This window comes from Rhodoferax sp. PAMC 29310 (genome assembly GCF_017948265.1).
Lineage (GTDB): Bacteria > Pseudomonadota > Gammaproteobacteria > Burkholderiales > Burkholderiaceae_C > Rhodoferax.
In genome coordinates this window covers 25,669-52,300 of record NZ_CP072852.1, presented here as the reverse complement: position 1 = coordinate 52,300, position 26,632 = coordinate 25,669, and the positions used below count along the sequence as shown (strand labels likewise).

General features: G+C 59.0%; 25 protein-coding genes and 6 tRNA genes. 14 read left to right on the top strand and 17 right to left on the bottom strand.

The window, feature by feature from the left end; all coding sequences use genetic code 11:
• The first annotated feature begins 50 nt into the window (after positions 1-50).
• From J8G15_RS00300 to J8G15_RS00275, 6 genes are all read left to right on the top strand, one after another.
• The gene (locus J8G15_RS00300) at positions 51-746 is read left to right on the top strand and encodes a TetR/AcrR family transcriptional regulator (protein ID WP_210545130.1); all 696 of its coding nucleotides are present in this window, start codon (positions 51-53) and stop codon (positions 744-746) included.
• Positions 746-1,879, top strand: coding sequence for an efflux RND transporter periplasmic adaptor subunit (locus J8G15_RS00295; RefSeq protein WP_210545128.1), 1,134 nt, complete (start codon positions 746-748; stop codon positions 1,877-1,879). The genes J8G15_RS00300 and J8G15_RS00295 overlap by 1 nt, the downstream gene beginning before the upstream one ends.
• Positions 1,880-1,882: 3 nt before the next feature.
• Positions 1,883-5,056 (top strand): efflux RND transporter permease subunit, encoded by a 3,174-nt coding sequence (locus tag J8G15_RS00290; protein ID WP_210545125.1) that lies wholly within the window; start codon positions 1,883-1,885, stop codon positions 5,054-5,056.
• 41 nt (positions 5,057-5,097) lie between these two features.
• Complete coding sequence (locus J8G15_RS00285; RefSeq protein WP_210545124.1) at positions 5,098-5,751, top strand: protein-L-isoaspartate O-methyltransferase; 654 nt, start codon at positions 5,098-5,100, stop codon at positions 5,749-5,751.
• A gap of 3 nt (positions 5,752-5,754) precedes the next feature.
• A complete protein-coding gene (locus J8G15_RS00280) occupies positions 5,755-6,096 on the top strand; it encodes a rhodanese-like domain-containing protein (RefSeq protein WP_210545121.1) in 342 nt (113 codons plus the stop codon).
• 63 nt (positions 6,097-6,159) lie between these two features.
• Complete coding sequence (locus J8G15_RS00275) at positions 6,160-7,476, top strand: TolC family outer membrane protein (protein WP_210545119.1); 1,317 nt, start codon at positions 6,160-6,162, stop codon at positions 7,474-7,476.
• Here the strand turns inward: J8G15_RS00275 and J8G15_RS00270 are convergent.
• Genes J8G15_RS00270 through J8G15_RS00260 form a run of 3 tightly spaced genes read right to left on the bottom strand, consistent with a single transcriptional unit; the run spans position 7,444 to position 11,217 of the window.
• On the bottom strand, positions 7,444-8,784 hold the full coding sequence (locus J8G15_RS00270; RefSeq protein ID WP_210545117.1) for a 3-deoxy-D-manno-octulosonic acid transferase: 1,341 nt from the start codon (positions 8,782-8,784) through the stop codon (positions 7,444-7,446). The genes J8G15_RS00275 and J8G15_RS00270 overlap by 33 nt on opposite strands.
• The gene (gene waaC / locus J8G15_RS00265; RefSeq protein ID WP_210545115.1) at positions 8,784-9,824 is read right to left on the bottom strand and encodes a lipopolysaccharide heptosyltransferase I; all 1,041 of its coding nucleotides are present in this window, start codon (positions 9,822-9,824) and stop codon (positions 8,784-8,786) included. Before waaC ends, J8G15_RS00270 begins: the two co-directional genes overlap by 1 nt.
• Positions 9,825-9,834: 10 nt before the next feature.
• Positions 9,835-11,217: a phosphomannomutase/phosphoglucomutase gene (locus J8G15_RS00260; RefSeq protein WP_210545113.1), complete on the bottom strand. Its 1,383-nt coding sequence runs from the start codon at positions 11,215-11,217 to the stop codon at positions 9,835-9,837.
• Positions 11,218-11,346: 129 nt separating this feature from the next.
• On the opposite strand from J8G15_RS00260, the gene J8G15_RS00255 reads away from it, so the two are divergent.
• The 3 genes from J8G15_RS00255 to J8G15_RS00245 are packed head-to-tail and all read left to right on the top strand — an operon-like array spanning position 11,347 to position 14,408.
• On the top strand, positions 11,347-12,897 hold the full coding sequence (locus tag J8G15_RS00255) for a DNA-3-methyladenine glycosylase 2 family protein (RefSeq protein WP_210545111.1): 1,551 nt from the start codon (positions 11,347-11,349) through the stop codon (positions 12,895-12,897).
• 51 nt (positions 12,898-12,948) lie between these two features.
• Positions 12,949-13,485: a methylated-DNA--[protein]-cysteine S-methyltransferase gene (locus J8G15_RS00250; RefSeq protein ID WP_210545109.1), complete on the top strand. Its 537-nt coding sequence runs from the start codon at positions 12,949-12,951 to the stop codon at positions 13,483-13,485.
• Positions 13,482-14,408: a DMT family transporter gene (locus tag J8G15_RS00245; protein WP_210545107.1), complete on the top strand. Its 927-nt coding sequence runs from the start codon at positions 13,482-13,484 to the stop codon at positions 14,406-14,408. The genes J8G15_RS00250 and J8G15_RS00245 overlap by 4 nt, the downstream gene beginning before the upstream one ends.
• A gap of 11 nt (positions 14,409-14,419) precedes the next feature.
• Here the strand turns inward: J8G15_RS00245 and J8G15_RS00240 are convergent, their stop codons facing one another.
• Entirely contained in the window at positions 14,420-14,590 is a 171-nt protein-coding gene (locus J8G15_RS00240; protein ID WP_210545105.1) for a hypothetical protein, read from the bottom strand.
• A gap of 295 nt (positions 14,591-14,885) precedes the next feature.
• Here J8G15_RS00240 and J8G15_RS00235 point away from each other — a divergent pair, with 295 nt between their 5' ends.
• Entirely contained in the window at positions 14,886-15,080 is a 195-nt protein-coding gene (locus J8G15_RS00235) for a hypothetical protein (RefSeq protein WP_210545103.1), read from the top strand.
• A gap of 49 nt (positions 15,081-15,129) precedes the next feature.
• Complete coding sequence (locus tag J8G15_RS00230) at positions 15,130-15,354, top strand: hypothetical protein (protein WP_210545101.1); 225 nt, start codon at positions 15,130-15,132, stop codon at positions 15,352-15,354.
• Positions 15,355-15,521: 167 nt separating this feature from the next.
• On the opposite strand, the gene J8G15_RS00225 is transcribed toward J8G15_RS00230, so the two are convergent.
• The 11 genes from J8G15_RS00225 to folC all read right to left on the bottom strand — a co-directional run bounded on the left by J8G15_RS00225 (position 15,522) and on the right by folC (position 22,121).
• Positions 15,522-15,598: transfer RNA gene (locus tag J8G15_RS00225), tRNA-Asp, on the bottom strand.
• Between the two features lie 93 nt (positions 15,599-15,691).
• A tRNA-Glu gene (locus tag J8G15_RS00220) sits at positions 15,692-15,767 on the bottom strand.
• 56 nt (positions 15,768-15,823) lie between these two features.
• A tRNA-Ala gene (locus J8G15_RS00215) sits at positions 15,824-15,899 on the bottom strand.
• A gap of 102 nt (positions 15,900-16,001) precedes the next feature.
• A tRNA-Asp gene (locus J8G15_RS00210) sits at positions 16,002-16,078 on the bottom strand.
• A 93-nt stretch (positions 16,079-16,171) separates the two neighbouring features.
• Positions 16,172-16,247 (bottom strand) — tRNA-Glu (locus J8G15_RS00205).
• A gap of 54 nt (positions 16,248-16,301) precedes the next feature.
• Positions 16,302-16,377, bottom strand: a tRNA-Ala gene (locus J8G15_RS00200).
• Between the two features lie 63 nt (positions 16,378-16,440).
• The gene (gene gltX, locus J8G15_RS00195) at positions 16,441-17,829 is read right to left on the bottom strand and encodes a glutamate--tRNA ligase (RefSeq protein ID WP_210545099.1); all 1,389 of its coding nucleotides are present in this window, start codon (positions 17,827-17,829) and stop codon (positions 16,441-16,443) included.
• A 180-nt stretch (positions 17,830-18,009) separates the two neighbouring features.
• Positions 18,010-19,476 carry an amidophosphoribosyltransferase gene (gene purF / locus J8G15_RS00190; protein WP_210545097.1) on the bottom strand — a complete coding sequence of 489 codons (1,467 nt, stop codon included), beginning with the start codon at positions 19,474-19,476 and terminating at the stop codon, positions 18,010-18,012.
• Positions 19,477-19,539: 63 nt separating this feature from the next.
• Positions 19,540-20,034, bottom strand: a complete 495-nt coding sequence (locus J8G15_RS00185) for a CvpA family protein (protein ID WP_210545095.1) — start codon at positions 20,032-20,034, stop codon at positions 19,540-19,542.
• 23 nt (positions 20,035-20,057) lie between these two features.
• Complete coding sequence (locus J8G15_RS00180; protein WP_210545093.1) at positions 20,058-20,798, bottom strand: SPOR domain-containing protein; 741 nt, start codon at positions 20,796-20,798, stop codon at positions 20,058-20,060.
• 18 nt (positions 20,799-20,816) lie between these two features.
• The gene (gene folC / locus J8G15_RS00175) at positions 20,817-22,121 is read right to left on the bottom strand and encodes a bifunctional tetrahydrofolate synthase/dihydrofolate synthase (RefSeq protein WP_210545091.1); all 1,305 of its coding nucleotides are present in this window, start codon (positions 22,119-22,121) and stop codon (positions 20,817-20,819) included.
• Between the two features lie 48 nt (positions 22,122-22,169).
• On the opposite strand from folC, the gene J8G15_RS00170 reads away from it, so the two are divergent.
• The 3 genes from J8G15_RS00170 to argG all read left to right on the top strand — a co-directional run bounded on the left by J8G15_RS00170 (position 22,170) and on the right by argG (position 24,362).
• Complete coding sequence (locus tag J8G15_RS00170) at positions 22,170-22,550, top strand: arsenate reductase (RefSeq protein ID WP_210545089.1); 381 nt, start codon at positions 22,170-22,172, stop codon at positions 22,548-22,550.
• Positions 22,551-22,606: 56 nt separating this feature from the next.
• The gene (locus tag J8G15_RS00165) at positions 22,607-22,924 is read left to right on the top strand and encodes a pyrimidine/purine nucleoside phosphorylase (protein WP_210545087.1); all 318 of its coding nucleotides are present in this window, start codon (positions 22,607-22,609) and stop codon (positions 22,922-22,924) included.
• A gap of 88 nt (positions 22,925-23,012) precedes the next feature.
• Positions 23,013-24,362 (top strand): argininosuccinate synthase, encoded by a 1,350-nt coding sequence (gene argG / locus J8G15_RS00160; protein WP_210545085.1) that lies wholly within the window; start codon positions 23,013-23,015, stop codon positions 24,360-24,362.
• Between the two features lie 38 nt (positions 24,363-24,400).
• On the opposite strand, the gene J8G15_RS00155 is transcribed toward argG, so the two are convergent.
• Both J8G15_RS00155 and J8G15_RS00150 read right to left on the bottom strand, forming a co-directional pair.
• Positions 24,401-25,420: a complex I NDUFA9 subunit family protein gene (locus J8G15_RS00155; protein ID WP_210545083.1), complete on the bottom strand. Its 1,020-nt coding sequence runs from the start codon at positions 25,418-25,420 to the stop codon at positions 24,401-24,403.
• A gap of 64 nt (positions 25,421-25,484) precedes the next feature.
• Positions 25,485-26,510 carry a LacI family DNA-binding transcriptional regulator gene (locus J8G15_RS00150; RefSeq protein ID WP_210545081.1) on the bottom strand — a complete coding sequence of 342 codons (1,026 nt, stop codon included), beginning with the start codon at positions 26,508-26,510 and terminating at the stop codon, positions 25,485-25,487.
• Between the last annotated feature and the right edge of the window lie 122 nt (positions 26,511-26,632).

Genomic DNA, 26,632 nt, shown 5'->3' with positions numbered 1-26,632 from the left:
CAGCGCTTTGAAGTCATCGATACACTAATAACCCAACAGTCATTAACTGCATGATTTTTTCTAACCTTATTTGCAAATCCAAAACCAAAGCGCAGGGCAAGCGCGAGCGGCGCAAGGAAGCACGCCCCGGTGAATTGCTGGACGCCGCACTTGACCTGTTTGTTGAAAAAGGATTTGCGGCCACCCGCGCCGAAGAGGTGGCCAAACGCGCGGGCGTATCGAAGGGCACCTTGTTTTTGTACTTTTCCAGCAAGGAAGAGTTGTTCAAGGCAGTGGTCCGAGAGAATATTTCCGTCCGATTCACCGAGTGGTCCAAGGAAATGGACGAATTCCAGGGCAGCGCTGCCGATTTGCTCCGCTTTTGCATGACGTCCTGGTGGGAGCGACTGGGCGCCACCAAAGCCTCCGGCATCTCCAAGCTCATGATGAGTGAGTCCGGCAACTTTCCGGAGCTAGCGGTTTTCTACCAGCAAGAGGTCATAGAGCCTGGCAACCGATTGATCGCGCGGGTGCTGCAGCGTGGCGTGGACAGCGGCGAGTTTGCCCCCATGGACATGCAATATGGGGTTTACGTCATATTGGCCCCCATGATGTTTCTAGCAATGTGGAAGCACTCACTGGGCGCATGTTGTGATGCCAATGCGCAATTGGTGCCAGAAGACTATCTGGCCGTCCAGGTTGAAACCATCCTCAAGGGCATGTGCATGCGCCTTCCCTCAATTTCCCCCACTCCTCCTATTACCTGATGAAACTTCGAGTCAAATGGGTCGTTATCGGCCTGGTTGCTGCCTTGCTGGTGGCAGGCGCCGTGCGAACACTTTCCTCACGCCAAGCGCAGAAGGCCGCTTTACAAGCCCAGCAGACCGCGCAAAAAACACGGGTTCCGGTGGTACTCAATCCGGACGACTTGGTGCAGGCCGCCTCGCTTGAATTGAGCCAGGGCCTGGCCATTTCAGGGCCTTTGAGGGCTGTCAACTCGGCCATGGTGAAGGCCCGCATTGCAGGTGAGTTGCAGGGGTTAACGGTGAGAGAGGGAGACTTCGTCAAGGCAGGTCAGATCATTGCCCGCATCGACCCCACCGAAAGTCAGGCCCGCGTGCGCCAGGCACAGCAGCAAGCGGAGTCGGCCAAGGCACAAGTCAACTTGGCACAACGCAGCTTTGACAACAACAACTCCTTGGTCTCGCAGGGCTTTATTTCAAAAACTGCCCTGGAGTCGTCTGCCACCACCCTCGCTGGGGCCCAAGCCAACTTTCAGGCGGCGCAAGCGGCGGTCGACGTCGCCACCAAGTCCCAGGGTGACACCGTCTTGCGCGCGCCCATCGCCGGCCAGGTTGCCCAGCGCCTGGCGCAGCCCGGTGAGCGCCTGTCCATTGACGCACGGATCATTGAAATAGTGGACCTGAGCGCGTTGGAGCTCGAGGCGCCGCTGAATGCCGCCGACGCCATGGCCGTCAAAGTGGGGCAGACCGCGCAGCTTCGCATTGAAGGTGCCGCTGACACCACATCAGCTCGCGTGGTGCGAATCAACCCCAGTGCCGCCGCCGGCAGCCGTGCGGTACTGGCCTACCTGGCGCTGGCGCCCACGGCCAACCTGCGCCAAGGATTGTTTGCGCAAGGCACCTTGGTCACCGGGCAAACCACGGCCTTGGCCCTGGCGCTCAACGCCGTTCGCACTGACAAGCCCCAACCTTATGTGCAACTGGTGGTGACCAACCAGGTGGCCCACCAACCCGTCACGTTGGGCCAACGGGGCGAGTTTCAGGGCCAGGCGATGGTTGAAATTGCAGGCGTCTCGCCGGGCGCTGTCGTCATCCGTGGGGCAGTTGGTGCCCTGCGTGAAGGCACGCCGGTGACTCTGGCAGCGGGCGCGAAGTAAATCATGTGGTTCACCCGTGTCAGCCTGAAAAACCCGGTTTTTGCCACCATGGTCATGCTGGCCTTGGTCGTGTTGGGATTGTTTTCACTGCAACGCCTGAAAGTGGATCAGTTCCCGAACGTTGATTTTCCCGTCGTGGTGGTCACGGCCGAATACCCCGGCGCCTCACCCCAGATTGTGGAGAGCGAGGTTTCCAAAAAGATTGAAGAAGGCGTGAACGCCATTGCCGGCATCAACGCCCTCACCTCACGAAGCTACGAAGGCCAGTCGGTCGTCATCATCGAGTTCGGTCTGCACATTGATGGCCGAAAAGCGGCAGAAGACGTGCGGGAGAAAATTGCCGCCCTGCGGCCCACGCTGCGCACCGAGGTCAAAGAGCCTCGTGTCATGCGCTTTGACCCAGCCTCACGTGCGATCTGGTCCGTGGCCGTCTTGCCCGACAACGACACCCGCATTGGCCAGCCCATGACGCCGGTCGAGTTGAGCAACTGGGCGGAGCAAACCCTTAAAAAACGGCTGGAGAACGTGCGCGGCGTCGGCTCAGTAACCTTGGTGGGCGGCACCAAACGGGAGATCAACATCTTCCTGAACCCGCAGGCGCTGGAGTCGTATGGCATCAGCCCCGATCAGGTGGTGACTGCCGTGCGCAATGAAAATCAGGACCTGCCCGTCGGAGCGATCCGCTCGAAAGAGCAGGAACGTGTGATCCAGATTGCCGGACGCATGCAACGCCCGGAGGACTTTGGTCGCATCATCATCAGTCGCAAAGGCGGCGCGCCAATTCGGGTCGAGCAAGTGGCTCGCGTGGTGGATGGCGCCCCTGAAGTGGAGAGCCTGGCGCTGTACAACGGCCAGCGCACGCTTCTGCTCAATGTCCAAAAAGCGCAAGACGACAACACCATTGCCGTGGTCGATGGCTTGATTAGTACTTTGGCCGAGATCAAACAACAACTCCCGTCAGGGGTTCGACTTGAACAGATCACGGATGGGTCCCGCCAGATTCGGGTGTCCGTGTCCAACGTGCGCCAAACACTCATCGAAGGTGCGCTGTTGACGGTGCTGATCGTGTTCTTGTTCCTCAATTCGTGGCGCTCCACGGTGATCACCGGGCTAACGCTGCCGATTGCCTTGATTGGCACTTTTCTATTCATGAACCTGTTCGGCTTCACCATCAACATGATCACCATGATGGCGCTCAGCCTGTGTGTGGGCCTACTGATTGACGACGCCATCGTGGTGCGTGAAAACATCGTGCGCCACGTGCAAATGGGCAAAGGGGTTTACCAGGCTTCGCTGGAAGGCACGCAGGAAATCGGTTTGGCGGTGTTGGCCACCACCCTGTCGATCGTGGCGGTTTTTTTGCCGATTGGCTTCATGGGCGGCATCATCGGCAAGTTCTTTCACGAGTTCGGTATCACCATCGTCGCGGCCGTACTGATCTCGATGTTTGTCAGCTTCACGCTGGACCCCATGCTGTCCTCTATTTGGCATGACCCAAGTATTGAAGACCACGACCGCAAGGGCTTGGGCCCGGACGGCAAGCCCTGGGTGCCCGTCAGTCTGTATGACAAAACCATTGGTCGCGTGACCGGATGGTTTGATCACGCCACCGATTCGCTGGCAGATCTGTACCAGGGCATTCTTCGCTGGTCGCTGGCCCATCGACTGACCACGGTTGCCATGGCCTTCGCCATTTTTGTCACCAGCCTTTTCATGGTGCCGCTGCTGGGCACCGAGTTTGTGCCCAAGTCTGACTTCTCTGAGACGTCGCTGAGCTTCAACACGCCCGTGGGGTCCTCGCTAGAGGTCACCGAGGCCAAGGCGCGCGAGGTGGAAGCCATTCTGCGGGAGTTCCCTGAAGTCAACTACACATTGACGACCATCAACACCGGTACGGCGCAAGGAAAGATTTACGCCAACATCTACATCCGCCTGGTCGAACGCAAAGCCCGAAGCCGCAGCGTAGACGCCATGTCGGTCGTGCTTCGAGACCGACTGCGCCAAGTGGCGGGCATCACGGTGACCCACGTGGGCTTGTTGGACCCCATGGGCGGGCAAAAGCAGATTTTGTTCTCCATTCAGGGCCCGGACACGGCTGAGCTGGAGCGCTTGACCAAAACTGCGCTCAACCAGATTCGTGATGTGGCGGGCCTGGTGGACCTGGACTCGTCCGTCAAACCCAACAAACCGACGTTGGACATTGAGGTGAAACGTGATGTGGCCTCGGATTTGGGGTTGAGCATGGCCCAAATTGGCGCCTCGCTGCGTACCCTGGTGGCCGGCCAGACGGTGGGCAACTGGCGCGCACCAGACGACCAGACCTACGATGTAAATGTGCGCCTGGCTGCTGATCACCGAGACACCCCACAAGACCTGCAGAACCTGCCCTTTCCCGTGGGCAGCAATGCCGACGGCAGCGCCCGTGTGGTGCGATTGAGCCAGGTCGCCGATGTCCGCGCGTCAACCGGCCCGAACCAGATCAACCGGCGCGACCTGACTCGCGAGGTCGCCATCAGCGGCAACGTGTCCGGCAGGTCTTCGGGCGAAGTCTCCAAAGACATCAAAACCGCCATGGACAGCATCGCCATGCCGCCGGGCTACAGCTACAAGTTCAGCGGATCCACCAAAGACATGGCCGAAGCCTTTGGCTATGCCGTCTCGGCTTTGGTGCTGGCGGTGGTGTTCATTTACATGATTCTGGCCAGCCAGTTCAAGAGCCTTCTGCAACCGTTGGCGCTCATGACCGCGCTGCCATTGACATTGATCGGGGTGGTGCTGGCCTTGATGATGTTCAACTCCACCCTGTCACTGTTCTCCGTCATTGGGGTGGTGATGTTGATGGGACTGGTCACCAAGAATGCGATTTTGCTGGTGGACTTCGCCATTCGTGCGCGCGAGGACGGTGTGGAGCGCCATGAGGCCTTGCTACTGGCCGCCAAAGTGCGACTGCGACCGATTTTGATGACCACATTGGCCATGATCTTTGGCATGTTGCCGCTGGCAATGGCCCTAACGGAAGGATCCGAGATGCGAGCGCCCATGGGCCAAGCCGTCATTGGCGGCGTGATCACCTCCTCGTTATTGACGCTGGTGGTGGTGCCGGTGGTGTATTGCTATATGGATGACCTAGCGCAATGGTTACGCCGTCTCTGGGCTGGCCCCAGGGCTGCCGGTTAAAATTTTACAGAATCAGTTAACATACCCCCCGGAGTACCGAAATGAATTTTGAACAAGCGCGCTTCAATATGATCGAACAGCAGATTCGTCCTTGGGACGTGCTGGACGCCGATGTTTTGCAACTTCTGGCAGTGATCAAGCGTGAGGACTTCGTGCCCTTGGCCCACAAGGTGCTGGCCTTTGCCGACATGGAAATTCCGCTGGGCCATGGTCAGTCCATGCTGCCTCCCCGGGTCGAGGCGCGCATGCTGCAAGATGCTGTTGTTCAAAAAACTGACAACGTGCTAGAAATTGGCTCAGGCTCGGGCTACATGGCCGCCTTGCTGGCGAACCAAGCCCACCGGGTTATTTCTCTGGAAATCAACCCTGATCTTGCAAAAATGGCCCGCGAGAACCTGCAAAAAGCCGGCATCACCAACGCCGAAGTGCGCCAGTTTGACGGCTCCAAAGGTGCATCGGCCGAAAGCCCGTTTGACGTGATCGTATTGAGCGGTTCCGTGGCAGAGGTACCGCAAGCCCTGCTGGCTCAACTGAAAGTGGGTGGCCGACTGGTCGCCATCGTAGGTGACGAGCCCGTGATGCGCGCCACCGTGGTGACCCGCACCAGCGACACCGACTTCACCACCACGCAGCCATGGGACACCGTTGCTCAGCGCCTGCAAAACTTCCCGGAACCCGAGCGTTTCACGTTTTAAGCCATGATCACCCAAATCAGACCTTCCCAACTCGCGGCCTGGCTGGATTCCATGCGGGCGCATGGCGAGCCGCTGGTGCTGGATGTGCGTGAACCCTCCGAGTTGCGGGTGGCCAGCGTGACCGCCGACGGATTCACCCTGCGCACCATTCCCATGGGCGTGATTCCACCCCGTTTGAATGAGCTGAACCCGGCTCAGCCGGTGGCCTGCCTTTGCCATCACGGCGCGCGCAGCATGCAAGTCGCCTCCTTCTTGAAAGCGCAAGGGTTCGAGCATGTGGCGAACATTGCTGGCGGAATTCATGCCTGGTCTGCTGAGTTGGACGCCAACATTCCCGTTTACTGAGTTCCGTCCCCGACATTTCTCTGCCCCTGCTTTTCCAATCCAACTACTCCCTCAAGGCCCACCATGACTTCCTATCGCCTGCTGCCTCTGTTCCTCGCACTTGGGGCCGCTTTCAGTTCGGCAGCGCAGTCGCAAAGTCTGGTTGACCTGTATGAATCGGCGCGTGGATTTGACGCAAGTTACCAGTCTGCCAAGTCGCAATACGCCGCCACGCTGGCCAAAGCTGACCAGGCCAAAGCAGCGATCCTGCCAACCGTGGGGCTGTCTGGGGGCGTTTCACGCACCAACCTAGAAAACACGTTGTCTGCCACTCGCTCCTATGGCACGCAACAGATCACCCTCAGTGCCTCCCAGCCCCTGTACCGCCCCGCCAATCAAGCCTCCTACGAGCAAGGCAAGCGACAGGTGGACCTGGCCCAGGCGCAACTGCTGGGTGCGGACCAGGACCTGATTGTGCGGGTCAGCCAAGCCTACTTTGACGTGCTAGCCTCGCACGACAGTCTGAACTTCGTGAAAGCGCAAAAGTCGGCCGTGGCCGAGCAACTGGCGTCGGCCAAACGAAACTTTGAAGTAGGCACCTCCACCATCACGGACTCCCGCGAGGCCCAAGCCCGCTTTGACCTGAGCACCGCCCAGGAAATTGCCGCGGAAAATGACTTGCGCATCAAAAAACTGGCACTGGACCAGTTGGTGGGCAAGGCCGATGCGGAACCCAAAGCACTGGCCCAGCCGTTAAGTCTGCCTGCCTTGGTGCCCAATGACGTGACGACCTGGGTGACACAAGCCGAAGCGGATCACCCAGTCATTCAGCAAACCCAGATCGCATTGGACGTGGCCCAGCTTGAGACGCAGAAAGCCAAAGCGGGCCACAAGCCCACGCTGGATCTGACCGCTGGCTACAACATCTCGCAAAACGATGGCTCCGCGAGCTTGTCGTCTGACTACCGCACCAATGCTGCCAGCATCGGCCTGTCCTTCAACATGCCTTTGTTTGCGGGCTATGCCATTCAGAACCGCGTCAAGGAAACATTGGCACTTGAGGACAAGGCCCGCAATGACCTGGAGGGTGCCCGACGTGCCGTGGGCCAAGGCACCCGCACGGCCTTCTTTGGCGTGCTGTCTGGCCAGGGCCAAGTCAAGGCATTGGAAGCGGCAGAGGCGTCCAGTCAGAGCGCATTGGAAGCCAACCAACTGGGTTACCAGGTAGGTGTGCGCATCAACATTGACGTGCTGAATGCCCAAAGCCAGTTGTTCCAGACCAAGCGAGATCTGGCCAAGGCACGATATGACGTGTTGGTCGGCGGGCTGAAGTTGCGCCAGGCCAATGGCACGCTCAAGGCCGACGACCTACAAACCGTGAACGCCCTGCTGATCAAGTAGGACGGTGACTGCCGTCACGGTTTTCTCAAGCGCACCCCGGTGGGTGCGCGACAGGCCCAGGGCGGCCAGTGTCATGGTGGCTTGATCGGTCGGGTTACCCAACAAGTCACCCGTCTTGGCCACCGCTTCCGACAGGTCCGCCACTCGTATTGCGGCCCCCGCGGCTTGCGCCAACTCCGCCGCTTGCAGGAAATTGAAAGTGTTCGGCCCCATGATCACCGGGCAACCGCAGGCGGCAGCCTCAATCAGGTTCTGCCCGCCCAGCGGCTCAAAGCTTCCGCCCAACAAGGCCACATCGGACAAGCCGTAATACATTGGTATTTCGCCCAGTGAATCGCCTAGCCAAATGGTGTTCAGCGGATCAACAACCGGCGGTCCGTCTTGCCAATTGCGGCGCCGTGACACGGTGAAACCCTGCTGCTCAATCAGCGCCGCCACAGCCTCAAAGCGCTGGGGATGGCGTGGCACCACCATCCACTGAACGCCAACAGCTATCGAATTAGTAGTACCTTGCGCTTGCTGCGCCTGCGCTGAAGCCCTAAAAGGCGTTGAATCTCTCAATGCCTTCAACCAGACGATTTCTTCCCCCTCGCGGGAACTGGTGAACAGCGCCACCGGTGACGCCGTGCGGGCACGCCATGCCCGCCCCGTCGCCAGCTTGGCCGCGTCGGGCGCCGCGTCAAACTTGAGGTTGCCAAAGACGCCCTGCACGGTGGCCCCCAATTGGCGAAGGCGATCGGCGTCGGCCTCGGTTTGGGCCCAGACGGCACTCAATGCCGCCATCGCGGGCCGGGACAACCACCCCAGTCGAGCGGCCTGCCGCCGCGACTTCTCACTCATGCGGGCATTGGCCAGCACCAGCGGTACACCGTTCTGCTGGCTGAGTGCCACCAGATTAGGCCACACCTCGGTTTCCATCAAAATGCACAGGCTGGGTTTGAAATGGGTCAAAAAGCGTTGCACCGCACCGGGCGTGTCCCAGGGTTGCCACACCTGCATATCGCCCGTTTTCAGCAGCGTCGTCCCCTCGGCCCGGCCGGTGGCCGTGCCATGGGTCAACAGCAAGCGCATGCCCGGCAGGCGTTCACGCAAACCGGCAATCAACAAAGCCGCCGTTCGCGTCTCACCCAGCGAGACTGCGTGGACCCAGACGATCAGTTCCTGCCCACTGACCGGCGCCGAGGTGTAGCGGCCAAAGCGTTCCTCAACCGCGACTCCGTAACCAGGCTCATCAACACTGCGCTTGGCCAGTTTGCGGCGCAGAAACGGCTGAGCTATCCACAGCGCAAGAGAATAAAGAGCGCGCATCAGACGGGCTGGCGCACCACGGATATGCCCAACCAAACCTGCCAAACCGCGTCGAGGGATGGCGCCGGATGCGCAAACACGCTGCACTGCCGCCTCTGGCCCGATGCCACGGCCTTGCCCGCCGGGCCCGTGGGCCCGGTGCGCCAGGCGGTGTCAAAGTTGTAAATTTGCACATGGGGCAGGTCTAGCGCCACGGCCATGTGGCTCAAACCGCTGTCCACGCCAATCACGCCAGCGCAGGCCGCCAATGCGTCCGTCAAGGCATCCAGACCCAAGCGGGGCCAGACGGTGGCGTTGGGCAGGTTTGAGGCAATCTCATGGGAGGTAGCCTCTTCCGCCGCGCTACCGTGCGGCAACACGACGCCGTAACCCGCCTCATTGAGCCGTTGGCCCAAGGCTTGCCAATGCGCCAGCGGCCATTGCTTGTCAGCCCGCGAGGTGCCATGCACCAAGGCGACCTGCCCAAGAGGCGCGGCGTCGCCAGATGCTTCACTATGGATAGCACTCTGCGCTTGATTCACCTGGGCCAGAAGCCCAAAAGATGATGAAGATGGCGGCAAATAGCCCAGCACGCGGGCGCAGAGTTGGCGTGACCGCGCCACGGCATGAATGTGCGGGGGCAGCGACACGGCGACGTGGGCCACCCAGCGAGCAGGCGCCTCAAAACTGGAGCCTTCGGTCTGGTTTGCCAAGCCAAAACGCCGCCCGCTCGGTGTCAGGCGGGCCAACCAAGCCACCAGCGCTGACTTGGTCAAGCCCTGCAAATCAATCACCGCGTCATAGGCCTGCGCCTGCAACTCGCGCTTGAACGCAGTCCACGCCGCTCGCGTAGCAGGCGCCAGCGGTGTCTTGCGCCAGCGCCGCAGTTCGCACTCGATCACCCGGTGAACACCGTCGCAGCGGCGCACCAGCGGTGCAAAGCCACGCTCGACGACCCAGTCAATCTCAGCCTCAGGGTGGGCATGACGGATGTCTTGCACCGCCGGCATGGCGTGCACCACATCGCCCAGCGACGAGAGTTTGACGATTAATATTCTCATGCGCAGGCGCTCAGTGCGCCGCCTCGTCCAGCGTCGCCCCCGGCTTGACGGTGCGCAGCAGCGCCAACATCTCGCCCTCAATGCGATGCAACGCCTCGGGCGTGTGGCCCTCAAAGCGCAGCACCAGCACGGGCGTGGTGTTGGAGGCGCGAATCAGGCCAAAACCATCGGGCCAGTCGACCCGCAAACCGTCGATGGTCGTGAGCACAGCCGGTGCCGCAAAGCTCGCACTGGCAACCAGTTGCTCCACCAAGGCATGGGGCTCGCCCTCGGCGCATTTCACGTTCAATTCGGGGGTGGAAAAGCTGGTGGGCAAGCCATTCAGCACCGCGTTGCCGTCGGGTGACTGGCTCAAAATCTCCAGCAACCGGGCGCCTGCGTAGGTGCCGTCGTCAAAACCGTACCAACGCTCCTTGAAGAAAATATGGCCGCTCATCTCGCCGCCCAAGGGGGCGCCAATCTCTTTCATCTTGGCTTTGATCAGCGAGTGGCCGGTTTTGTACATCAGCGGCACACCACCTGCCTGCGCAATATCGGGCGCCAGACGCTGGGAGCACTTCACATCAAAAAGCACGGTGCCACCAGGGACCCGTTTGAGCACATCGCGCGCAAACAACATCATTTGACGGTCCGGATAGATGGTGTTGCCCTCTTTGGTGACGATGCCCAAGCGGTCACCGTCGCCATCAAATGCCAAGCCAATCTCTGCGTCACAGGACTGCAGCGCGGCAATCAGGTCGCGCAAATTTTCCGGCTTGCTGGGATCAGGGTGGTGATTGGGGAAGTTGCCATCCACCTCACTGAACAGCTCTGTGACCTCACAACCCAGGGCCCGCAAAATCGCCGGTGCAGAGGCACCGGCAATGCCGTTACCCGAATCGACCACAATTTTCATGGGGCGCGACAGATTGATGCCGCTCACAATACGCGCCTGGTAGTCGGCCAGCACATCGACGGACCGCACGGAACCACCCTCTTGCAGCGACCAGGTTTCGCTCTCCATCATGGCGCGCAGTGACAGGATCTCATCGCCGTAAATAGCGCGCCCTGCCATCACCATCTTGAAGCCGTTGTAGTCTTTCGGATTGTGGCTGCCGGTCACCTGAATGCCGCTGCTGCACAGCGTGTTTGCCGCAAAGTACAACATGGGAGTGGTGGCCATGCCAATGTCAATCACCTCCAGGCCAGCCGCCGCCAGGCCGCGCATCAAGGCGGCACTCAAGGCCGCACCGCTCAACCGGCCGTCGCGGCCCACAGCCACCGTCGTCTCACCTTCGCGGCGGGCCACCGTGCCAAAGGCGCGGCCCAGGGCTTCGGCCATCGGTTCATTGATGGTGCTGGGCACGATGCCTCGAATGTCGTAGGCCTTGAATATGGATGCGGAGAGTTGCATGGCGGGTTCCCTGATTGGTTTGAATTTGATTTTCTCATCGGATTGTAGGGGCCGTCCTAGTCGGGAACATGTCCGAAAACGGCTAGTTTGAGCATTGCTTTACCTCGACGGCGGCCTATCATGAGCACCATGAGCCACCCTCAAAGTTCACCCGAAGACGACGCCTGCTACCTCGCCCTGAAAGCGAAAGATGCTCGGTTTGACGGCTGTTTTTTCACCGGCGTCACCTCCACCGGCATCTACTGCCGCCCAGTGTGCCGGGTACGCACCCCCAAGCGGGAGAACTGTCGCTTTTTCAACCTGGCCGCGCAAGCCGAAGACGCCGGGTTTCGGCCCTGCCTGCGATGCCGCCCGGAGATTGCGCCCCGCCTGTCAGGTCAAAGCCGTGGCCCGGACACCCTGGCGTGGTCCACGCAGGACGCCTCCCACATTCTTGCCGGCCAAGCCGCGCAGCTGCTGGATTCGCCCGAGGGTTGGGGTGACCGGCCACCCAGCGTGCAGCGGCTGGCCCAGCGTCTGGGCGTGAGCGACCGTCATTTGCGCCGCATTTTCGAGGCCCGCTTCGGCATCTCGCCGCTTCAATACCTTCAAACACGGCGCCTGTTGAGTGCCAAACAGTGGCTGACTGACACCAATTTACCGGTCAATCAAATCGCCACACTCAGCGGGTATTCCAGCGTCCGGCGCTTCAACGCGGCCTTTGTCGAACACTACAAACTGAATCCAAGTGCCTTGCGCCGCGACAGCGGCCCTGCGAAGGCCCACGGTCTGCGGCTCAAATTGGCCTACCGCCCGCCTTATGACGTGGCCGCCATGCTGCACTTCTTCGCCACCCGGCAGATTGCGAGCCTGGAGCAGGTAAGCCTTGAGGGCAGCGCCCCGGGTTTGGCTCGTACGCTCGCTGTCCAACAAGGCTTGGCCCAGCACTCTGGCTGGATTCACGCTGTTTTTGACGCCGACCGCTGTCGAATCGACCTTCAGGTGAGTGATTCCTTACATGAGGTCCTTCCTCAGGTGCTGGCGCGCGCCCGGGCCCTGCTGGATGTGGATGCTGACCCCCATCCCATCAATGAACACCTGCACAGCCACTTCCCCGACAGTGATGGCTTGCGGGTGCCGGGCACGCTGGATGGCTTCGAGCTGGCGGTGCGCGCCATTTTGGGCCAGCAAATCACCGTGGCAGCGGCCCGCACTTTGAGCACCCGCCTGGTGAGCCGGTTTGGCGCGCCCATCGTCACGCCCTTTCCCGCCCTGACCCATCTGTTTCCTTCCGCGGCCGCTCTGGCCGGCGCCAGCGGCGACGTACTTGGCAGCCTGGGCATCGTCAAACAGCGCCAGACCGCCATCCAGGCGCTGGCCCGTGCTGTGTTGGATCAAAGACTGCAATTGCACGCTGGCGCGGACCCACTCAGCACGATCACCACCCTCAAAACCTTGCCGGGCGTGGGTGACTGGACCGCCCAATACATCGCCATGCGGGCGTTGCGTTGGCCCGATGCGTTTCCATCCGGGGATGTCGCACTGCAAAAAGCGTTGGGGGTCCAGCAGGTGCCGCAGCCCGCCAAAGCGGCGCTGGCCGCGTCACTGGTTTGGCAACCCTGGCGAAGTTACGCCGTGGTCCGTGCATGGGCGACCCTAGGCAAGAAACCCGACGAGAAGCCCAAAATCACTATCAAATGAGTAGCAGCCTGCGCTCACAACGCAAGGGCTAGAGACACAAAAGGTCAAAAAATGAAATTCCCCCCAAACACTGTTCAATCCCGTTTCGAAAGCCCCCTGGGCCGCATCACCCTGGCCGCCACCGACGATGCTTTGGTCGGTGTATTCTTTGACCAACAGGCACATATGCCTGAGGTCAACCACTGGCCGGTGGCGGACGAGCACCCGATCCTCCTACAAGCCCAGGCCGAATTGACCGAGTATTTTGCTGGCCAGCGACGCACCTTTGAGGTGCCGCTGGACCTCAGCAGTGGCACGCCCTTCCAACAAGCGGTGTGGCAGGCACTGCTCGCCATTCCCTGTGCCGCAACCACCAGTTACGGTGCCATCAGCGCGAAGATTGGCAAACCGGCGGCTGTCCGCGCGGTTGGGGGTGCGGTGGGTCGAAACCCGGTCAGTATCATCGTGCCCTGTCACCGCTTGGTGGGGGCCAATGGTTCACTCACCGGCTATGCCGGGGGCCTGCCCCGAAAAACCGCCCTGCTCCAGCTGGAAGGCGCCGCCCCCAGCCTCTTCTCCGAATCCGTGTCCACACCGAGCTTATTTTGAATTCACCTGCCCCATCCAAACCTTGGTTGATCGAGTTTCTGCTGCTGGCCGCAATTTGGGGATCATCGTTCCTGTTCATGCGTCTCGGCGCCAGTGAGTTTGGCGCTCTGCCAACAGCCGGTCTGCGGGTTGGCATCGCAGCCGCCTTTTTACTTCCACTGCTGTTATGGAAAGGTTTGGGACCGCAGCTCATGCAGAACTGGAAAAAGGTTTTTTTCATTGGCATGGTCAATTCCGGCATCCCGTTTGCCTGCTTCACCTACGCCCTGCTGTCCATCAGCACAAGCTTGTCCTCGGTGCTTAATGCGACCGTGCCATTGTTCGGTGCACTGGTGGCCTGGGTCTGGCTCAAAGACCGGCCCCACCAATTGCGAATTACGGGCTTGATCATCGGCTTTGTGGGCGTCGCCCTGCTGGCCTGGGACAAGGCCAGTTTCACCCCAAACGCTTCTGGCGCATCCACGGGCTGGGCTGTATTGGCAGTTTTGTTCGCCTGCCTTTGCTACGGCATTGCGGCCAGCTACACCAAGCGCTATCTGACCGGCATGCCATCGCTGGTGACGGCCACCGGAAGCCAATTGGGCGCAACGATCGGTTTGGCGCTGCCCACCCTGTGGTTTTGGCCGCAGACTGATCCGAGTACCGGTGCATGGCTGGCGCTGGTCGCTGTGGGAGTGCTCTGCACCGGCGTCGCCTATATCTTGTACTTTCGCCTGATTGAGAACGTCGGCCCTGCCCGCTCGCTCACCGTGACCTTTGTGGTGCCTGTGTTCGCGGTGATTTATGGGGTGGTTTTTCTCAGTGAAACGGTGTCACTGTGGATGTTGTTTTGTGGATCGATCATTGTGCTAGGTACCGCCTTGTCGGTGGGGCTGTTCCCTCAGCAGCGTCAAAAGTTGGTGGCACCTCGATCAGGGCCTTGATTTCTTGCCCGTCAAGGGTGCCAGTCAATTGACCACAGGTACCAAAGAATCAAGCTTGGGATGACCACCGGCAGGGACAACCCAAGAAACATCAGCAAAGTCATCAGAAACGTCGAGATGTCGCTGATCCACAACTTGAACAGCTCGACGAGATCAACTTCCCAGAAGTTTGGTTTTTTCATCCCCGAACGATAACCGCAGGCCCTCTGCCGCGCAATGGATTCCCCCGGGAATTCCAATCGGGCGTTCCCGATATTTGGCCAGCATCAATTGGACATGCCCTTTGCACACAATTGCGCCCGTGGTCCGAAAGCCAGCGGAATCGCCCTCGACTCCCCAAACTGGTGCAAGTCCGACATGCCGCACCCATCACCCCTGCGCATAACCGGTATATAGGCCCTCTTATGGTGCAGCGCAGCAAATTGTGAGACACTAGGGTTTTCCCTAATACACATCAGCCTGATCGGGCTTGTCGTTATGACCTTCATTCAAACCATCACCCAGTCCTTGCGCCAAGGCGCAACCCATCTCTTCAACCAACCGTCCCAGCAGGACGCGTTGGAAAGCTATTTGGGCCAGTCCCAATCCCATTCGATCGCTGACCTGGAGTACCGGGAGCGCCAGTGGCTGCGCGCGCAGTCGACCGGCAACCCATTTGCCACCAGCTATTGAACCCGCGCCCTGCTGCGCACCCATTGCTCAAATCCACAAGGAAATCATCATGAAAACTCTTTCAACCATCGCGGCGTTTGTTCTGTCGTTGTTCTCGACCTCTAAACCCACATTGAAATTTGCCACAGGTGAACGCGTGAACCACATTCGTCGCGGCACCATTGCGCGGACCGACGGTTACGTTATTGCCAACACGGACAATGGTGTACTGGTAGAGTGGCCACGCGGCGGATTCAGCATGTTGCCTATCCACGAACTCACCGTCATTGGTTGATTGGTCACCTCGGCCCTGGTTCGAGCGGGCAACGGTCCACAACAGTGGATAGCGGGCTCCAAACTGAGTGACAACCCCCAAAGCGCTTATTCCAGGTGCTGTGACGTCCCTCCGGACAAAGCAAAAAGCCGCTGCAAGTTTCTAACTTGCAGCGGCTTTGCTTTTACTGGCGGAGCGGACGGGACTCGAACCCGCGACCCCCGGCGTGACAGGCCGGTATTCTAACCAACTGAACTACCACTCCTGGTAGTGGTAACGTTCGCTCTTTCGAGCCAAGCCGCCTTCCCTGTCGGGTTGACTGTTACCAACTTGTGCTTCACTCATCAAGTGATGAATTTGGCGACCCCACGGGGATTCGAACCCCGGTACCTACCGTGAAAGGGTAGTGTCCTAGGCCTCTAGACGATGGGGTCTAAACCTTTTACGGACTTCCGTTGACCTGCAGTGATTTTCACACTGCCTTAAATTTTGGTGGAGATAAGCAGGATCGAACTGCTGACCTCTTGCATGCCATGCAAGCGCTCTCCCAGCTGAGCTATACCCCCAAAATCACCCGCAATTTTTGCAAACTGCCAAACCTCAATCCAAGCGATTGCTCGGAAATAAAAAGCCGCTACGAAAACGATTCATAACGGCTCTCCCGATAATGGCGGAGTGGACGGGACTCGAACCCGCGACCCCCGGCGTGACAGGCCGGTATTCTAACCAACTGAACTACCACTCCTGGTAGTGGTAACGTTCGCTCTTTCGAGCCAAGCCGCCTTCCCTCTCAGGTTGACTGTTACCAACTTGTGCTTCACTCATCAGGCGATGAATTTGGCGACCCCACGGGGATTCGAACCCCGGTACCTACCGTGAAAGGGTAGTGTCCTAGGCCTCTAGACGATGGGGTCTAAACCTTGTGGACTTCCGTCTTGCTTCTTTGCTTTTTAGCAGAGAAACCAATTTGGTGGAGATAAGCAGGATCGAACTGCTGACCTCTTGCATGCCATGCAAGCGCTCTCCCAGCTGAGCTATACCCCCAAACAACTTCGATTGCTTTTAAAGGCTTTCGTCGTTTCCAAGCCTTAAATTATAGCGCTCAAATTAGGCCTTGCGCAAACAATCCAAAACTTTTTCCTTATTGATCAAGGCCAGCACCGCATCGATTGCCGGTGTTTGAGCCGTGCCAAGCACCAACACACGAACCGGCATGGCCAGCTGAGGCATTTTCAACCCACTGGCAGCAAGCACTTCCTTGATCACGGCCGCGATACTCACTTTGTCCCAAGCGCAGGATTCCAACTTGTCGGCCAGCAAGGTCAACGCAGGTTGAATGGCCGGGGTCAAGTGCGTGGCCAGTTCATCAGAATTCGGCGTGACGTCGACATAGAACTTCGCCACCCAATCGGCCAGCACCACGGTGGTGTCACAGCGGTCTTTGAACAAGCCGCAAATACTGGGCAAGCGCTGATCAGTTTCAATCGAGCGCTTCAGCAAAGATGCTTTGACCAAGGCCGCCAAAGCGTCGTCACTCATGGCCTTGAGATGCTGGGCATTCACCCAACGCAACTTGGCATCGTCAAACTGCGCAGCGCTACGTCCCAGGTGATCCAGATTGAACCACTCCAAGAACTGGGCGCGAGTAAAGATTTCGTCATCGCCATGACTCCAACCCAAACGCGCCAGGTAATTCACCATCGCTTCAGGCAAATAGCCCTCGTCACGGTATTGGGTCACGGGTTTGGCGCCATTACGCTTGCTCATCTTCTCACCCAACTCGTTCAGGACGGTCGGAAGATGGGCATACACGGGCGGTTCTTTGCCCAGTGCCTTAAAGATGTTGATCTGGCGCGGCGTGTTGTTGACATGGTCATCGCCTCGAATGACGTGGGTGATGTCCATGTCTATGTCGTCCACGACCACGCAGAAGTTGTAGGTTGGCGTGCCGTCAGGGCGCGCAATCACCAAATCATCCAGCTCGTCGTTGCTGATCTCGATTTGCCCCTTGACCTTGTCTTCCCAGACCACGGCGCCACCCTGCGGATTTTTGAAGCGCAGCACTGGCATAACGCCTTCAGGCACGGACGGCAACACTTTGCCCGACGCGGGACGCCATGTTCCGTCGTAACGGGGCTTTTCCTTGTTGGCCATTTGCCGCTCGCGCAATGCATCCAGCTCTTCGACACTCATGTAACAAGGGTAAACATGTCCGGCGGTTTGCAAATCTGCCAACACAGCCTTGTAGCGATCCATACGCTGCATTTGATAGAAGGGGCCTTCCTCGTAGTCAAGCCCCAACCAGGACATGCCTTCAATGATGACGTCCACCGCGGCCTGCGTGGAGCGTTCCACATCCGTGTCTTCAATGCGTAGCACGAATTCGCCCCCTGTGGCCCGGGCGAAGGCCCACGGGTACAAGGCGGAACGAATGTTGCCCAAGTGAATAAAACCGGTGGGAGACGGTGCGAAGCGTGTGCGAATTTTTTTAGTCATTTCTGAAGTTCCAGATCCGCGGCCACGCGGATCAATGCTTGGACAAGCCCTGCCAAATAGCAGGCGTTTGTGATGCGGCCATGCCGAGTGGGAGTGCAGGCCGATTCACTGATGGTTGTCGTGGTATCGCCAACGAGAATGGTGACACCGTCGCGCAGACCCAACTCATAGGCCCGTCGGCTAGGCGGCGGTTGACTCTTCGCTAACCACACGACTGGAGTTGAGGCGCAAAATATCTTCTGCCGTGATGTCTCCCGTGACGTAGACACCGTCAAAACACGAGGCATCAAAGCCCTTGATCGCGCTATTCAGGCCCCCCACCGCCTTTTTCATGGCATCAACATCCTGATAAATCAGGGCATCACAACCAATCACCTGACGAATCTCCTCGACCGTTCGATCGTGCGCCACCAACTCGTCGGGGGTGGGCATGTCGATACCGTAGACATTGGGATAACGCACGGGTGGCGCTGCACTGGCCAGATAGACTTTTTTGGCGCCCGCTTCGCGTGCCATTTGCACAATTTCGCGGCTAGTAGTGCCACGCACAATCGAATCGTCGACCAGCAGCACATTGCGCCCTTTGAACTCACTGGCAATCACATTGAGCTTCTGGCGAACCGACTTCTTGCGAACGGACTGACCCGGCATGATGAAAGTGCGTCCAACATAGCGGTTTTTCACAAAACCTTCGCGATACGGCAAGCCCAACAACTGCGCCAACTGGGCGGCGCTTGGGCGGCTCGACTCGGGAATTGGGATGACCACATCAATCTCATTCGGTGGCACTGTCGAGATCACCCGCTTGGCCAGCGTCCCGCCCAAATTCAAACGCGCTTGGTAGACCGAAATGCCATCCATCACGGAGTCAGGACGCGCAAGGTAAACAAATTCAAAAATACAGGGGCTCAACTGCGTGTGGTCCGCGCATTGTTGAGAATGAACTTTTCCATTCAAATCAATAAAGACAGCCTCACCCGGCGTGATGTCACGGTCAAACTTGTGCGCGGATCCTTCCAGCGCCACCGATTCGCTGGCCAGCATCAGCGTGCCATCGCCCTGCCCCATGCACAGTGGACGAATGCCAAATGGATCACGAAACGCCAGCACCCCATGTCCGGCGATCATCGCAATTACGGCATACGAGCCACGAATGCGGCGATGGACTCGACGCACAGCCTCAAACACATCAATGGGATTCAGTGGCAGTCCACGCGTGGTCGCCTCAATTTCATGGGCCAGCACATTCAACAAAACCTCAGAGTCGCTCTCGGTGTTGATATGGCGGTGATCCGCAGTAAACAGCTCCGACTTCAGCGCCTGGGCGTTGGTCAGGTTGCCGTTGTGGACCAAGACGATGCCAAAAGGCGCATTAACGTAAAACGGTTGCGCTTCTTCCTCGCTGAATGCGTTGCCTGCAGTGGGATAGCGCACCTGGCCGAGGCCGCAGTTTCCGGGCAAAGACCGCATGTCACGCGTGCGAAACACGTCCCGCACCATGCCCTTGTCTTTGTGCATGTAGAACTTGCGGTCCTGCTGCGTAACAATACCGGCGGCATCCTGACCACGATGCTGAAGCAGCAGCAAAGCGTCATAAATGAGTTGATTGACAGGTGCGTTGCTGACAACGCCTACGATTCCACACATAAATTTCCGATCAGTTGAGAACCAGTCAGGCGCCGTCTGGTGCCCGCCGCATTCCGCCACGCCTCAAGAAGGCAAATACTTTCCAAACTCTTCCGGCAGCACAGGCTTCAGCCCTTTGAGTGCAGCCAATGAAATACCAGCGCCGACAGAATCCTGCCACCACGCGCCGAATTTCAACGGCGACATGCCAATGACCACGGTGGCAGCCAACACCATCACCACGCCTCGGGCCAGACCAAATGCAGCACCCAGGGCCCGATCGACAGGCTGAAGGCCGACCGCGCTGAGCAATTTCTTGACCAAAGCGGCGACCAAGCCCCCTGCGAATACGGCCAGGATGAACACCAACGCGAATCCGGCGGCATAGCGAATGCCTTCAGCCGCGCCCTCCATTGGCAGTTTCAAAGCCACGTCGTGCGCCAACCACTGCGCCAACACAAAGGCCAGCACCCAATTCACCATCGACAGGACTTCATAGACCAGTCCGCGCCAGATGCCCAGCAGCAAAGACACCACCAAAATGGTGCCAAAAATGATGTCCAGAGCAAATAATCCCATCGGTCTCTCTTCCTAAATGCCGCTTAAAGCGTCAGGATCGCCGCCGGCAGACCCAATTTTTTAATTTTCTCGGCCGCCTTCTCCGCATCATCACGGGTGCTATAGGGGCCGGTACGGACTCGAATACGCGAGCCCTCTTTAGTTTGAGCAACGTGGGTATAGGTTTTGAGCCCAGCGGCCTCCACCTTCAGCCGCACAGCGCGAGCGCCTGCTTCTTCAGCAAATGCACCAACCTGAACCACGAAGCGGCCCTCTACAACTTCCGCCTTTTTCTCAGGCGCACGGCCCTGCAGCAGCGCCAGAGCCTTGGCGCCGTCATCAGACCGGATTACCACCTTGGCAACAGGCTTTTCGACAACCTTTTCAACCGGCTTCTCCGCCGACTTCGCCACGGTTTTGGACTCTGTTTGCGCCACGGGCTTTTCTGCCTCGACCTGGGTTTTTGTGGTCGGGGCAATCAACACGATTTCTTCTTTAGGCGCAGAAGTACTGCTCTCAGCTCGCGCCGTGTCTTTGGCAGCCGGAGCAGGAACACTTAACGGCTGGACCTTGTTTTTGTCGGGGATATCAATGGGCGTATCAACCGCAATCGGGCGCGGTTGCTTGTCAAACAGCATCGGAAAGCCGAGAACGCCAATCAAAACCAGTACCGTCGCGCCAATCAAGCGGTATTTCGCCCGGCGCCGCATGGCCTCCACGCTCTCAGACGGAGCGGGCGCTGCTGCAGGCTCATCGGTTCGCTTGCGGAATTTGAAAAATGCCATGGTGTGCGGGATCGGAGATCAGGAGTTGGGCAGGTGTTGGGCATGAAGTCGGGGAAGCCCATCCTTCAGAATACCGCCCACGGTGTAGAAGGACCCGAAGACCACGATTCTATCAGCGGGGTCGGCAGCGGCCACGGCCGCCTTCAGTGCCAACTGCGGGTCGGCATAGGCGGACGCCACGGCGCCCTTTCGGGTGTTTTGGGCCTGCCACCGCTCGAACAGGCTGGCGCCAGTGGCCGCGCGGGCGGTGGGCAAGTCGGTGAAATACCACTTGTCAATCAAGGGATTCACTTTGGCCAGCATGGTGGCCAAGTCCTTGTCGGCCATGGCCCCCACCACCGCGTGGGTGGTCGGGAAGTAGCCCATGGCATCCAAATTGGCCGCCAGAGCCGCGACGGAATGCGGGTTATGCGCCACATCCAGCACCAGCGTGGGTTGCCCCGGAATGATCTGGAACCGGCCTGGCAACTCCACAAAAGCCAGCCCGTTGCGCACCGACTGCGCCGTCACCGGCAGCCGGCTCCGCAACGCGGCCAGCGCCGCAAGGACCCCCGCAGCGTTGACCAGTTGATTTGCGCCGCGCAGCGCAGGGTACGCCAATCCACTGTAACGACGGCCTCGTCCTGCCCAGCCCCATTGCTGCTTGTCACCAGAGACGTTGAAGTCCACGCCAAAACGCCAGAGATCCGCATCAATTTCAGTCGCATAGTCCAGCACGCTTTGAGGCGGCATGGGGTCACTCACGATCACGGGACGCCCGGTTCGCATCACTCCGGCTTTTTCGCGCCCAATCTGCTCGCGGTCCGTGCCCAGGAACTCCATGTGATCCAGATCCACGCTGGTGATCACCGCGCAATCGGCGTCAATGATGTTGACCGCGTCCAGACGGCCACCCAAACCAACCTCAAGAATCACCACGTCCAGAATGGAGCGCGACATCACGTCCAGTATGGCCAAAGTGGAGAACTCAAAATAAGTGAGTGAGACTTCAGTATCATTTTGGCATCTAGCCCTCTCCACCGCTGCGAAGCCAGCTATCAATTCAGTAGCATTCACCGCTTCGCCGCGAAGCCGCAATCGCTCCTCAAAATGAACGAGGTGAGGCGAGGTGTAAACGCCCGTCCTGTAGCCCGCCTGAAGCAAAATGGCCTCCAGCATGGCGCAGGTCGACCCCTTGCCATTGGTGCCCGCCACGGTAATCACCGGGCAGTCGAACCGGATTTGCATGCGATCGGCGACCGTTCGCACCCGCTCCAACCCCATGTCGATGTTCTTGGGGTGCAATTGCTCGCAGTGTTCGAGCCAGTCGTTCAATGTTTTCATACTACGCGGGATTGTCGCCTAGCCCGCAGCAATGGCATGATTCAGCCCATGAATTCAGCCCCCCGCACTACCACCCCGTCTGTCATGGTCTACGGCATCGCCAACTGCGACACCGTAAAGAAAGCCCGTGTCTGGTTGACTGATCACGGCGTAGAGATCACTTTTCACGATTTCAAAAAGCTCGGCGTACCAGCCGATGAGATTCCCCACTGGGCGCAAGCCGTGGGTTGGGAAACCTTGGTCAATCGCAAAGGCACGACCTGGCGCAAGCTTGATGAGGCTGCGCGACTCGGCGTGACCGATCTGCCCAGTGCAACGGCATTGATGCTGGCCCACCCCAGTGTTGTCAAGCGACCGGTGGTCGTCTGGCCCGACGCAAGCCTGACCGTGGGTTTTGATCCCGCCGTGTTTGCATCGCACGTATCTTAAAATCAGCGCTCTGGGCCAACGCGCCATTCTTCTTTGTCCACCGCACCGCACTTTCCATGACCACTTCGCACATCGACAACGTCACCGTCAGCACCCAGGCCAGCGTCTATTTCGACGGAAAATGCGTCAGCCACGCCATCACACTGGCCGATGGCACCAAAAAATCGGTTGGCGTGGTTCTGCCGGCCACCCTGACCTTCAACACAAGGGCACCAGAAATCATGGAATGCGTGGCGGGCAGCTGCGAATACAAGCTTGACGGCAGCGACACCTGGGTGCGCTCCGCCGCAGGGGACACCTTCAGTGTGCCGGGCAACGCCAAATTTGACATTCGCGTGACCGAGGCTTACCACTACATCTGCCACTTCGGCTGATCCACTCCGGGCGTTCGCCGCCCTCGGGCTGGCGCAGCGCAAACTCCCTGGCCCATGGCCTGACATCGGCACTCTTACGAAAAACACTATGTCCACGATTCTTCAAAACATTCCCGCTGGCCAAAAGGTCGGTATCGCATTTTCCGGTGGCCTGGACACCAGCGCGGCCCTGCACTGGATGAAGCTCAAGGGAGCCATCCCCTACGCTTACACCGCCAACTTGGGCCAGCCGGACGAGGCCGACTATGACGAAATCCCCCGCAAAGCCATGGAATACGGCGCAGAGGCCGCGCGACTGATCGACTGCCGCACTCAGCTGGCGAACGAAGGCATTGCAGCCCTGCAAAGCGGCGCCTTCCATATCACCACCGGCGGTGTCACCTACTTCAACACCACTCCCATCGGCCGCGCCGTGACCGGCACCATGCTGGTCTCGGCCATGAAAGAGGACGACGTCAACATCTGGGGCGACGGCAGCACCTTCAAGGGCAATGACATCGAGCGCTTTTACCGCTACGGCCTGCTGACCAACCCCTCACTGAAAATTTACAAGCCTTGGCTGGATCAGCAGTTCATTGACGAACTGGGGGGCCGGTCTGAAATGTCGGCCTTCATGACGGCGCACGGCTTTGGCTACAAGATGTCGGCCGAAAAAGCCTATTCAACTGACTCAAACATGCTCGGCGCCACGCACGAGGCGAAAGACCTGGAGTTTTTGAACTCAGGCATGAAAATCGTCAACCCCATCATGGGTGTGGCGTTTTGGAAGGACGAAGTCCACGTGGCTCGTGAAGAAGTCACGGTGCGTTTCGAAGAAGGCCGTCCGGTGGCGCTGAATGGCGTGGTTTATGAAGACCTGGTGTCTCTGATTCTGGAAGCCAACCGCATTGGTGGCCGCCACGGTTTGGGCATGAGCGACCAGATTGAAAACCGCATTATTGAAGCAAAGAGCCGTGGCATCTATGAGGCACCTGGTCTGTCGCTGTTGTTCGCTTGCTATGAGCGCTTGATCACCGGTATCCACAACGAAGACACCATCGAGCAGTACCGTGACAATGGCCGCAAACTGGGCCGCCTGCTGTACCAGGGTCGCTGGTTTGATCCGCAAGCCATCATGCTGCGTGAAACCGCGCAACGCTGGGTAGCACGTGCCGTCACTGGCGAAGTGACGCTGGAGTTGCGCCGTGGCAATGACTACTCCATTCTCAACACTGAGAGTGCCAACCTCACTTACGCCCCTGAGCGTTTGAGCATGGAAAAGGTTGACGACGCGCCGTTCTCTCCGCAAGACCGCATTGGCCAACTGACCATGCGCAATCTGGACATCGTGGACACCCGCGCCAAACTGGGCATTTACGCCAAAGCCGGCCTGCTGTCACTGGGCGAAGACGGCGACTTCCTGAGCCTGAGCAACAGCGACACCAGTACCGACAAGTAAAGCCGCTGGCGCTTGAGAGGCGCGACTCAGCGAGCGAGCTACCTGTGGCGGGCCTTCATCCGAAGGCCTGTCAAACCATGCTCAGGGTTGCGATTGCTGAGGTAGTTTTGCGCGATGGGCTGCAGGGCCGTCGAAGTGATACCCAACTCCGCCAGACCCGGACATTGGTCGGTGGTCACGTTGTCCGCCTTCATCGAGTCCAGGTTATCCACACTCATCAGGGGCTCGCCCGGGGCCAATGACATCAACCGAGCCTGCAAGCGCCCCATCCAGTCGGGCAGACCCACGACCCAACGCCCCCTGCCGCCTGCGATGCCGCTCAACTGGCCAGACAACTCAACCAGTTGTTTAAGGGTGAAAACTTCCGGCCCACCCAATTCAAAAACCGCTGGGCGATGTGCGGAAAGTCCCGGTGAAACAGGTGACACACAGCGAACGACGGCGCTTGCCACGTCTTCCACCCAGACCGGTTGAAACCGGGCTTGGGCACCTGCCAGCGGCATGATGGGGAATACTTTTTGCAGCTGTGCAAACAGATTCAAAAACTGATCCCCTGCGCCAAAAATCACGCTGGGCCTTAAACAGGTCAATTCGAAACCAGTACCAGCCCCCACACCCGCAACGCCGCCCGACGCGGCCTGCCTCAGAACCGCCTCCCCTTGACTTTTGCTTCGCAGGTACATCGAAGGCGCAGCCTCCTGTTGTTCGGCGTTGGCCCCTAACGCACTGACATGCACCACCTGCTTGACGCCGCCTGCCAGGCACGCTCGTGACAGTTTTTGAGGCAAGGCCACATGCACCCGCTGGAACGTGGCCTCAGTGCCATGCAAAATTGCTACAAGATTGACCACCGCCTCGTGCCCGACAACGGCTTGAGTGAGGGACTGTTCATCGTGAACATCCAACTCCAGCACGGTCAACGGCGGCAAATGCAGCAAATGCCTCGCATTGTTGCGCCGCCGGGTAGGAACTGTGACGTGCCATCCGTCTCGAACCAGTTTTTCACACACATGGGCACCGACGAAGCCAGTGCCGCCTAAAACCAGAATTTTTTTCATGCCTGCAATTTAGCCGCTTGTGCAAAGCACCGGCTTGCCAAAGGTCAAAAACCCCTGAACGCGCTCAGGTGCTGTTCCGCTGAACCAGGGACCAACCCAGATCAATGCAGCTCTGATCAACCGATTCGCCACGCATCAGCTGCAGCAACATGGTGGCCGCACTCTCTCCAATCTGGACCCGGGGCGTGCGAATCGTCGTCAGCGAGGGCCACATCTGATCGCTTCCCGCCAGGTCGTTAAAGCCGGCAATGGCCAACTGCTCCGGCACTTTGAGTCCCCGCCGAAGCGCCGCCAGAATACCACCTTGCGCCAAGTCATCATTGCAAAAAAAGACAGCATCCACATCCGGATGCGTATCCCGGATGTCGCTCAGCAATTCGCCTCCCAAGGCCATGGACGAGGGCTTTGTACTCAGGTATTCCAGCACAGGGTCATGGCAACCGGCTTCCGCCATCACCTGACGGTAGCCCTCCAGGCGCTGCATAACCCGAGGGTCCAACTGCGCGCCCGCAAAGGCGATGCGCCGATGCCCCTGGCTGAGCAAATGACGCGTCATCGCCCCGCCCGCCTCGGCCTGAGAGAAGCCCACGCAATAGAGCGCCGGGTCGTTCGAGGTTTCCATCAGATGCACACAAGGCACCCCACTTTGATCAATGAGCGCTTTGCAACGCGGCGTTCGGTCAAAGCCGGTCACCAACAAGCCTGCCGGCCGATGCGCCAGGTAGCTGCCAAGCAAAGCCTCTTCCTCTTCCGCCTGGTAATGCGTCACGCCAATCAGGATCTGGTAGCCCGCCGGGTGCAGCACGCTGTGCACGGCTTCCAGCAAATCAACAAACAGGTTATTGGAGAGCAGGGGAATCAGAACCACCACGGTGTGTGTTCGCGCACTGGCCAGCGCGCGTGCAGCTGGGTCCGGCACATAACCGAGGGACTGAGCCGCCTGCGCTACCCTTGTGACCAGTTCAGCGCCCACGCTTCGCTCTCCCCGCAAGGCACGAGACGCGGTGATGCGACTCACCCCGGCGGACAAGGCCACATCGTCCAGGGTGATTCGGCCAGACGCCCTGCTTTTTCGAGGTATTGCGCTCATTTTTACGGGTATACCCTAGTAATTAAGTGGGTCAATAGCCTTAAGATAGCGCTATCTTACGGAAATTGAGGGTTTAAAAGCCTTTCATTCTCTGTCAAAGATGACCTGTTCCGACGGAATGC

Coding starts and splice junctions, on each gene's coding strand:
- J8G15_RS00280 (WP_210545121.1), top strand. CDS start 5,755: ATGATCACCCAAATCAGACCTTCCCAACTCGCGGCCTGGCTGGATTCC.
- J8G15_RS00255 (WP_210545111.1), top strand. CDS start 11,347: ATGAGCCACCCTCAAAGTTCACCCGAAGACGACGCCTGCTACCTCGCC.
- J8G15_RS00155 (WP_210545083.1), bottom strand. CDS start 25,420: ATGAAAAAAATTCTGGTTTTAGGCGGCACTGGCTTCGTCGGTGCCCAT.
- folC (WP_210545091.1), bottom strand. CDS start 22,121: ATGAAAACATTGAACGACTGGCTCGAACACTGCGAGCAATTGCACCCC.
- J8G15_RS00250 (WP_210545109.1), top strand. CDS start 12,949: ATGAAATTCCCCCCAAACACTGTTCAATCCCGTTTCGAAAGCCCCCTG.
- J8G15_RS00240 (WP_210545105.1), bottom strand. CDS start 14,590: ATGAAAAAACCAAACTTCTGGGAAGTTGATCTCGTCGAGCTGTTCAAG.
- J8G15_RS00150 (WP_210545081.1), bottom strand. CDS start 26,510: ATGAGCGCAATACCTCGAAAAAGCAGGGCGTCTGGCCGAATCACCCTG.
- J8G15_RS00170 (WP_210545089.1), top strand. CDS start 22,170: ATGAATTCAGCCCCCCGCACTACCACCCCGTCTGTCATGGTCTACGGC.
- J8G15_RS00180 (WP_210545093.1), bottom strand. CDS start 20,798: ATGGCATTTTTCAAATTCCGCAAGCGAACCGATGAGCCTGCAGCAGCG.
- gltX (WP_210545099.1), bottom strand. CDS start 17,829: ATGACTAAAAAAATTCGCACACGCTTCGCACCGTCTCCCACCGGTTTT.
- J8G15_RS00275 (WP_210545119.1), top strand. CDS start 6,160: ATGACTTCCTATCGCCTGCTGCCTCTGTTCCTCGCACTTGGGGCCGCT.
- J8G15_RS00230 (WP_210545101.1), top strand. CDS start 15,130: ATGAAAACTCTTTCAACCATCGCGGCGTTTGTTCTGTCGTTGTTCTCG.
- J8G15_RS00300 (WP_210545130.1), top strand. CDS start 51: ATGATTTTTTCTAACCTTATTTGCAAATCCAAAACCAAAGCGCAGGGC.
- J8G15_RS00285 (WP_210545124.1), top strand. CDS start 5,098: ATGAATTTTGAACAAGCGCGCTTCAATATGATCGAACAGCAGATTCGT.
- argG (WP_210545085.1), top strand. CDS start 23,013: ATGTCCACGATTCTTCAAAACATTCCCGCTGGCCAAAAGGTCGGTATC.
- J8G15_RS00295 (WP_210545128.1), top strand. CDS start 746: ATGAAACTTCGAGTCAAATGGGTCGTTATCGGCCTGGTTGCTGCCTTG.
- J8G15_RS00235 (WP_210545103.1), top strand. CDS start 14,886: ATGACCTTCATTCAAACCATCACCCAGTCCTTGCGCCAAGGCGCAACC.
- J8G15_RS00185 (WP_210545095.1), bottom strand. CDS start 20,034: ATGGGATTATTTGCTCTGGACATCATTTTTGGCACCATTTTGGTGGTG.
- J8G15_RS00260 (WP_210545113.1), bottom strand. CDS start 11,217: ATGCAACTCTCCGCATCCATATTCAAGGCCTACGACATTCGAGGCATC.
- J8G15_RS00165 (WP_210545087.1), top strand. CDS start 22,607: ATGACCACTTCGCACATCGACAACGTCACCGTCAGCACCCAGGCCAGC.
- purF (WP_210545097.1), bottom strand. CDS start 19,476: ATGTGTGGAATCGTAGGCGTTGTCAGCAACGCACCTGTCAATCAACTC.
- waaC (WP_210545115.1), bottom strand. CDS start 9,824: ATGAGAATATTAATCGTCAAACTCTCGTCGCTGGGCGATGTGGTGCAC.
- J8G15_RS00290 (WP_210545125.1), top strand. CDS start 1,883: ATGTGGTTCACCCGTGTCAGCCTGAAAAACCCGGTTTTTGCCACCATG.
- J8G15_RS00270 (WP_210545117.1), bottom strand. CDS start 8,784: ATGCGCGCTCTTTATTCTCTTGCGCTGTGGATAGCTCAGCCGTTTCTG.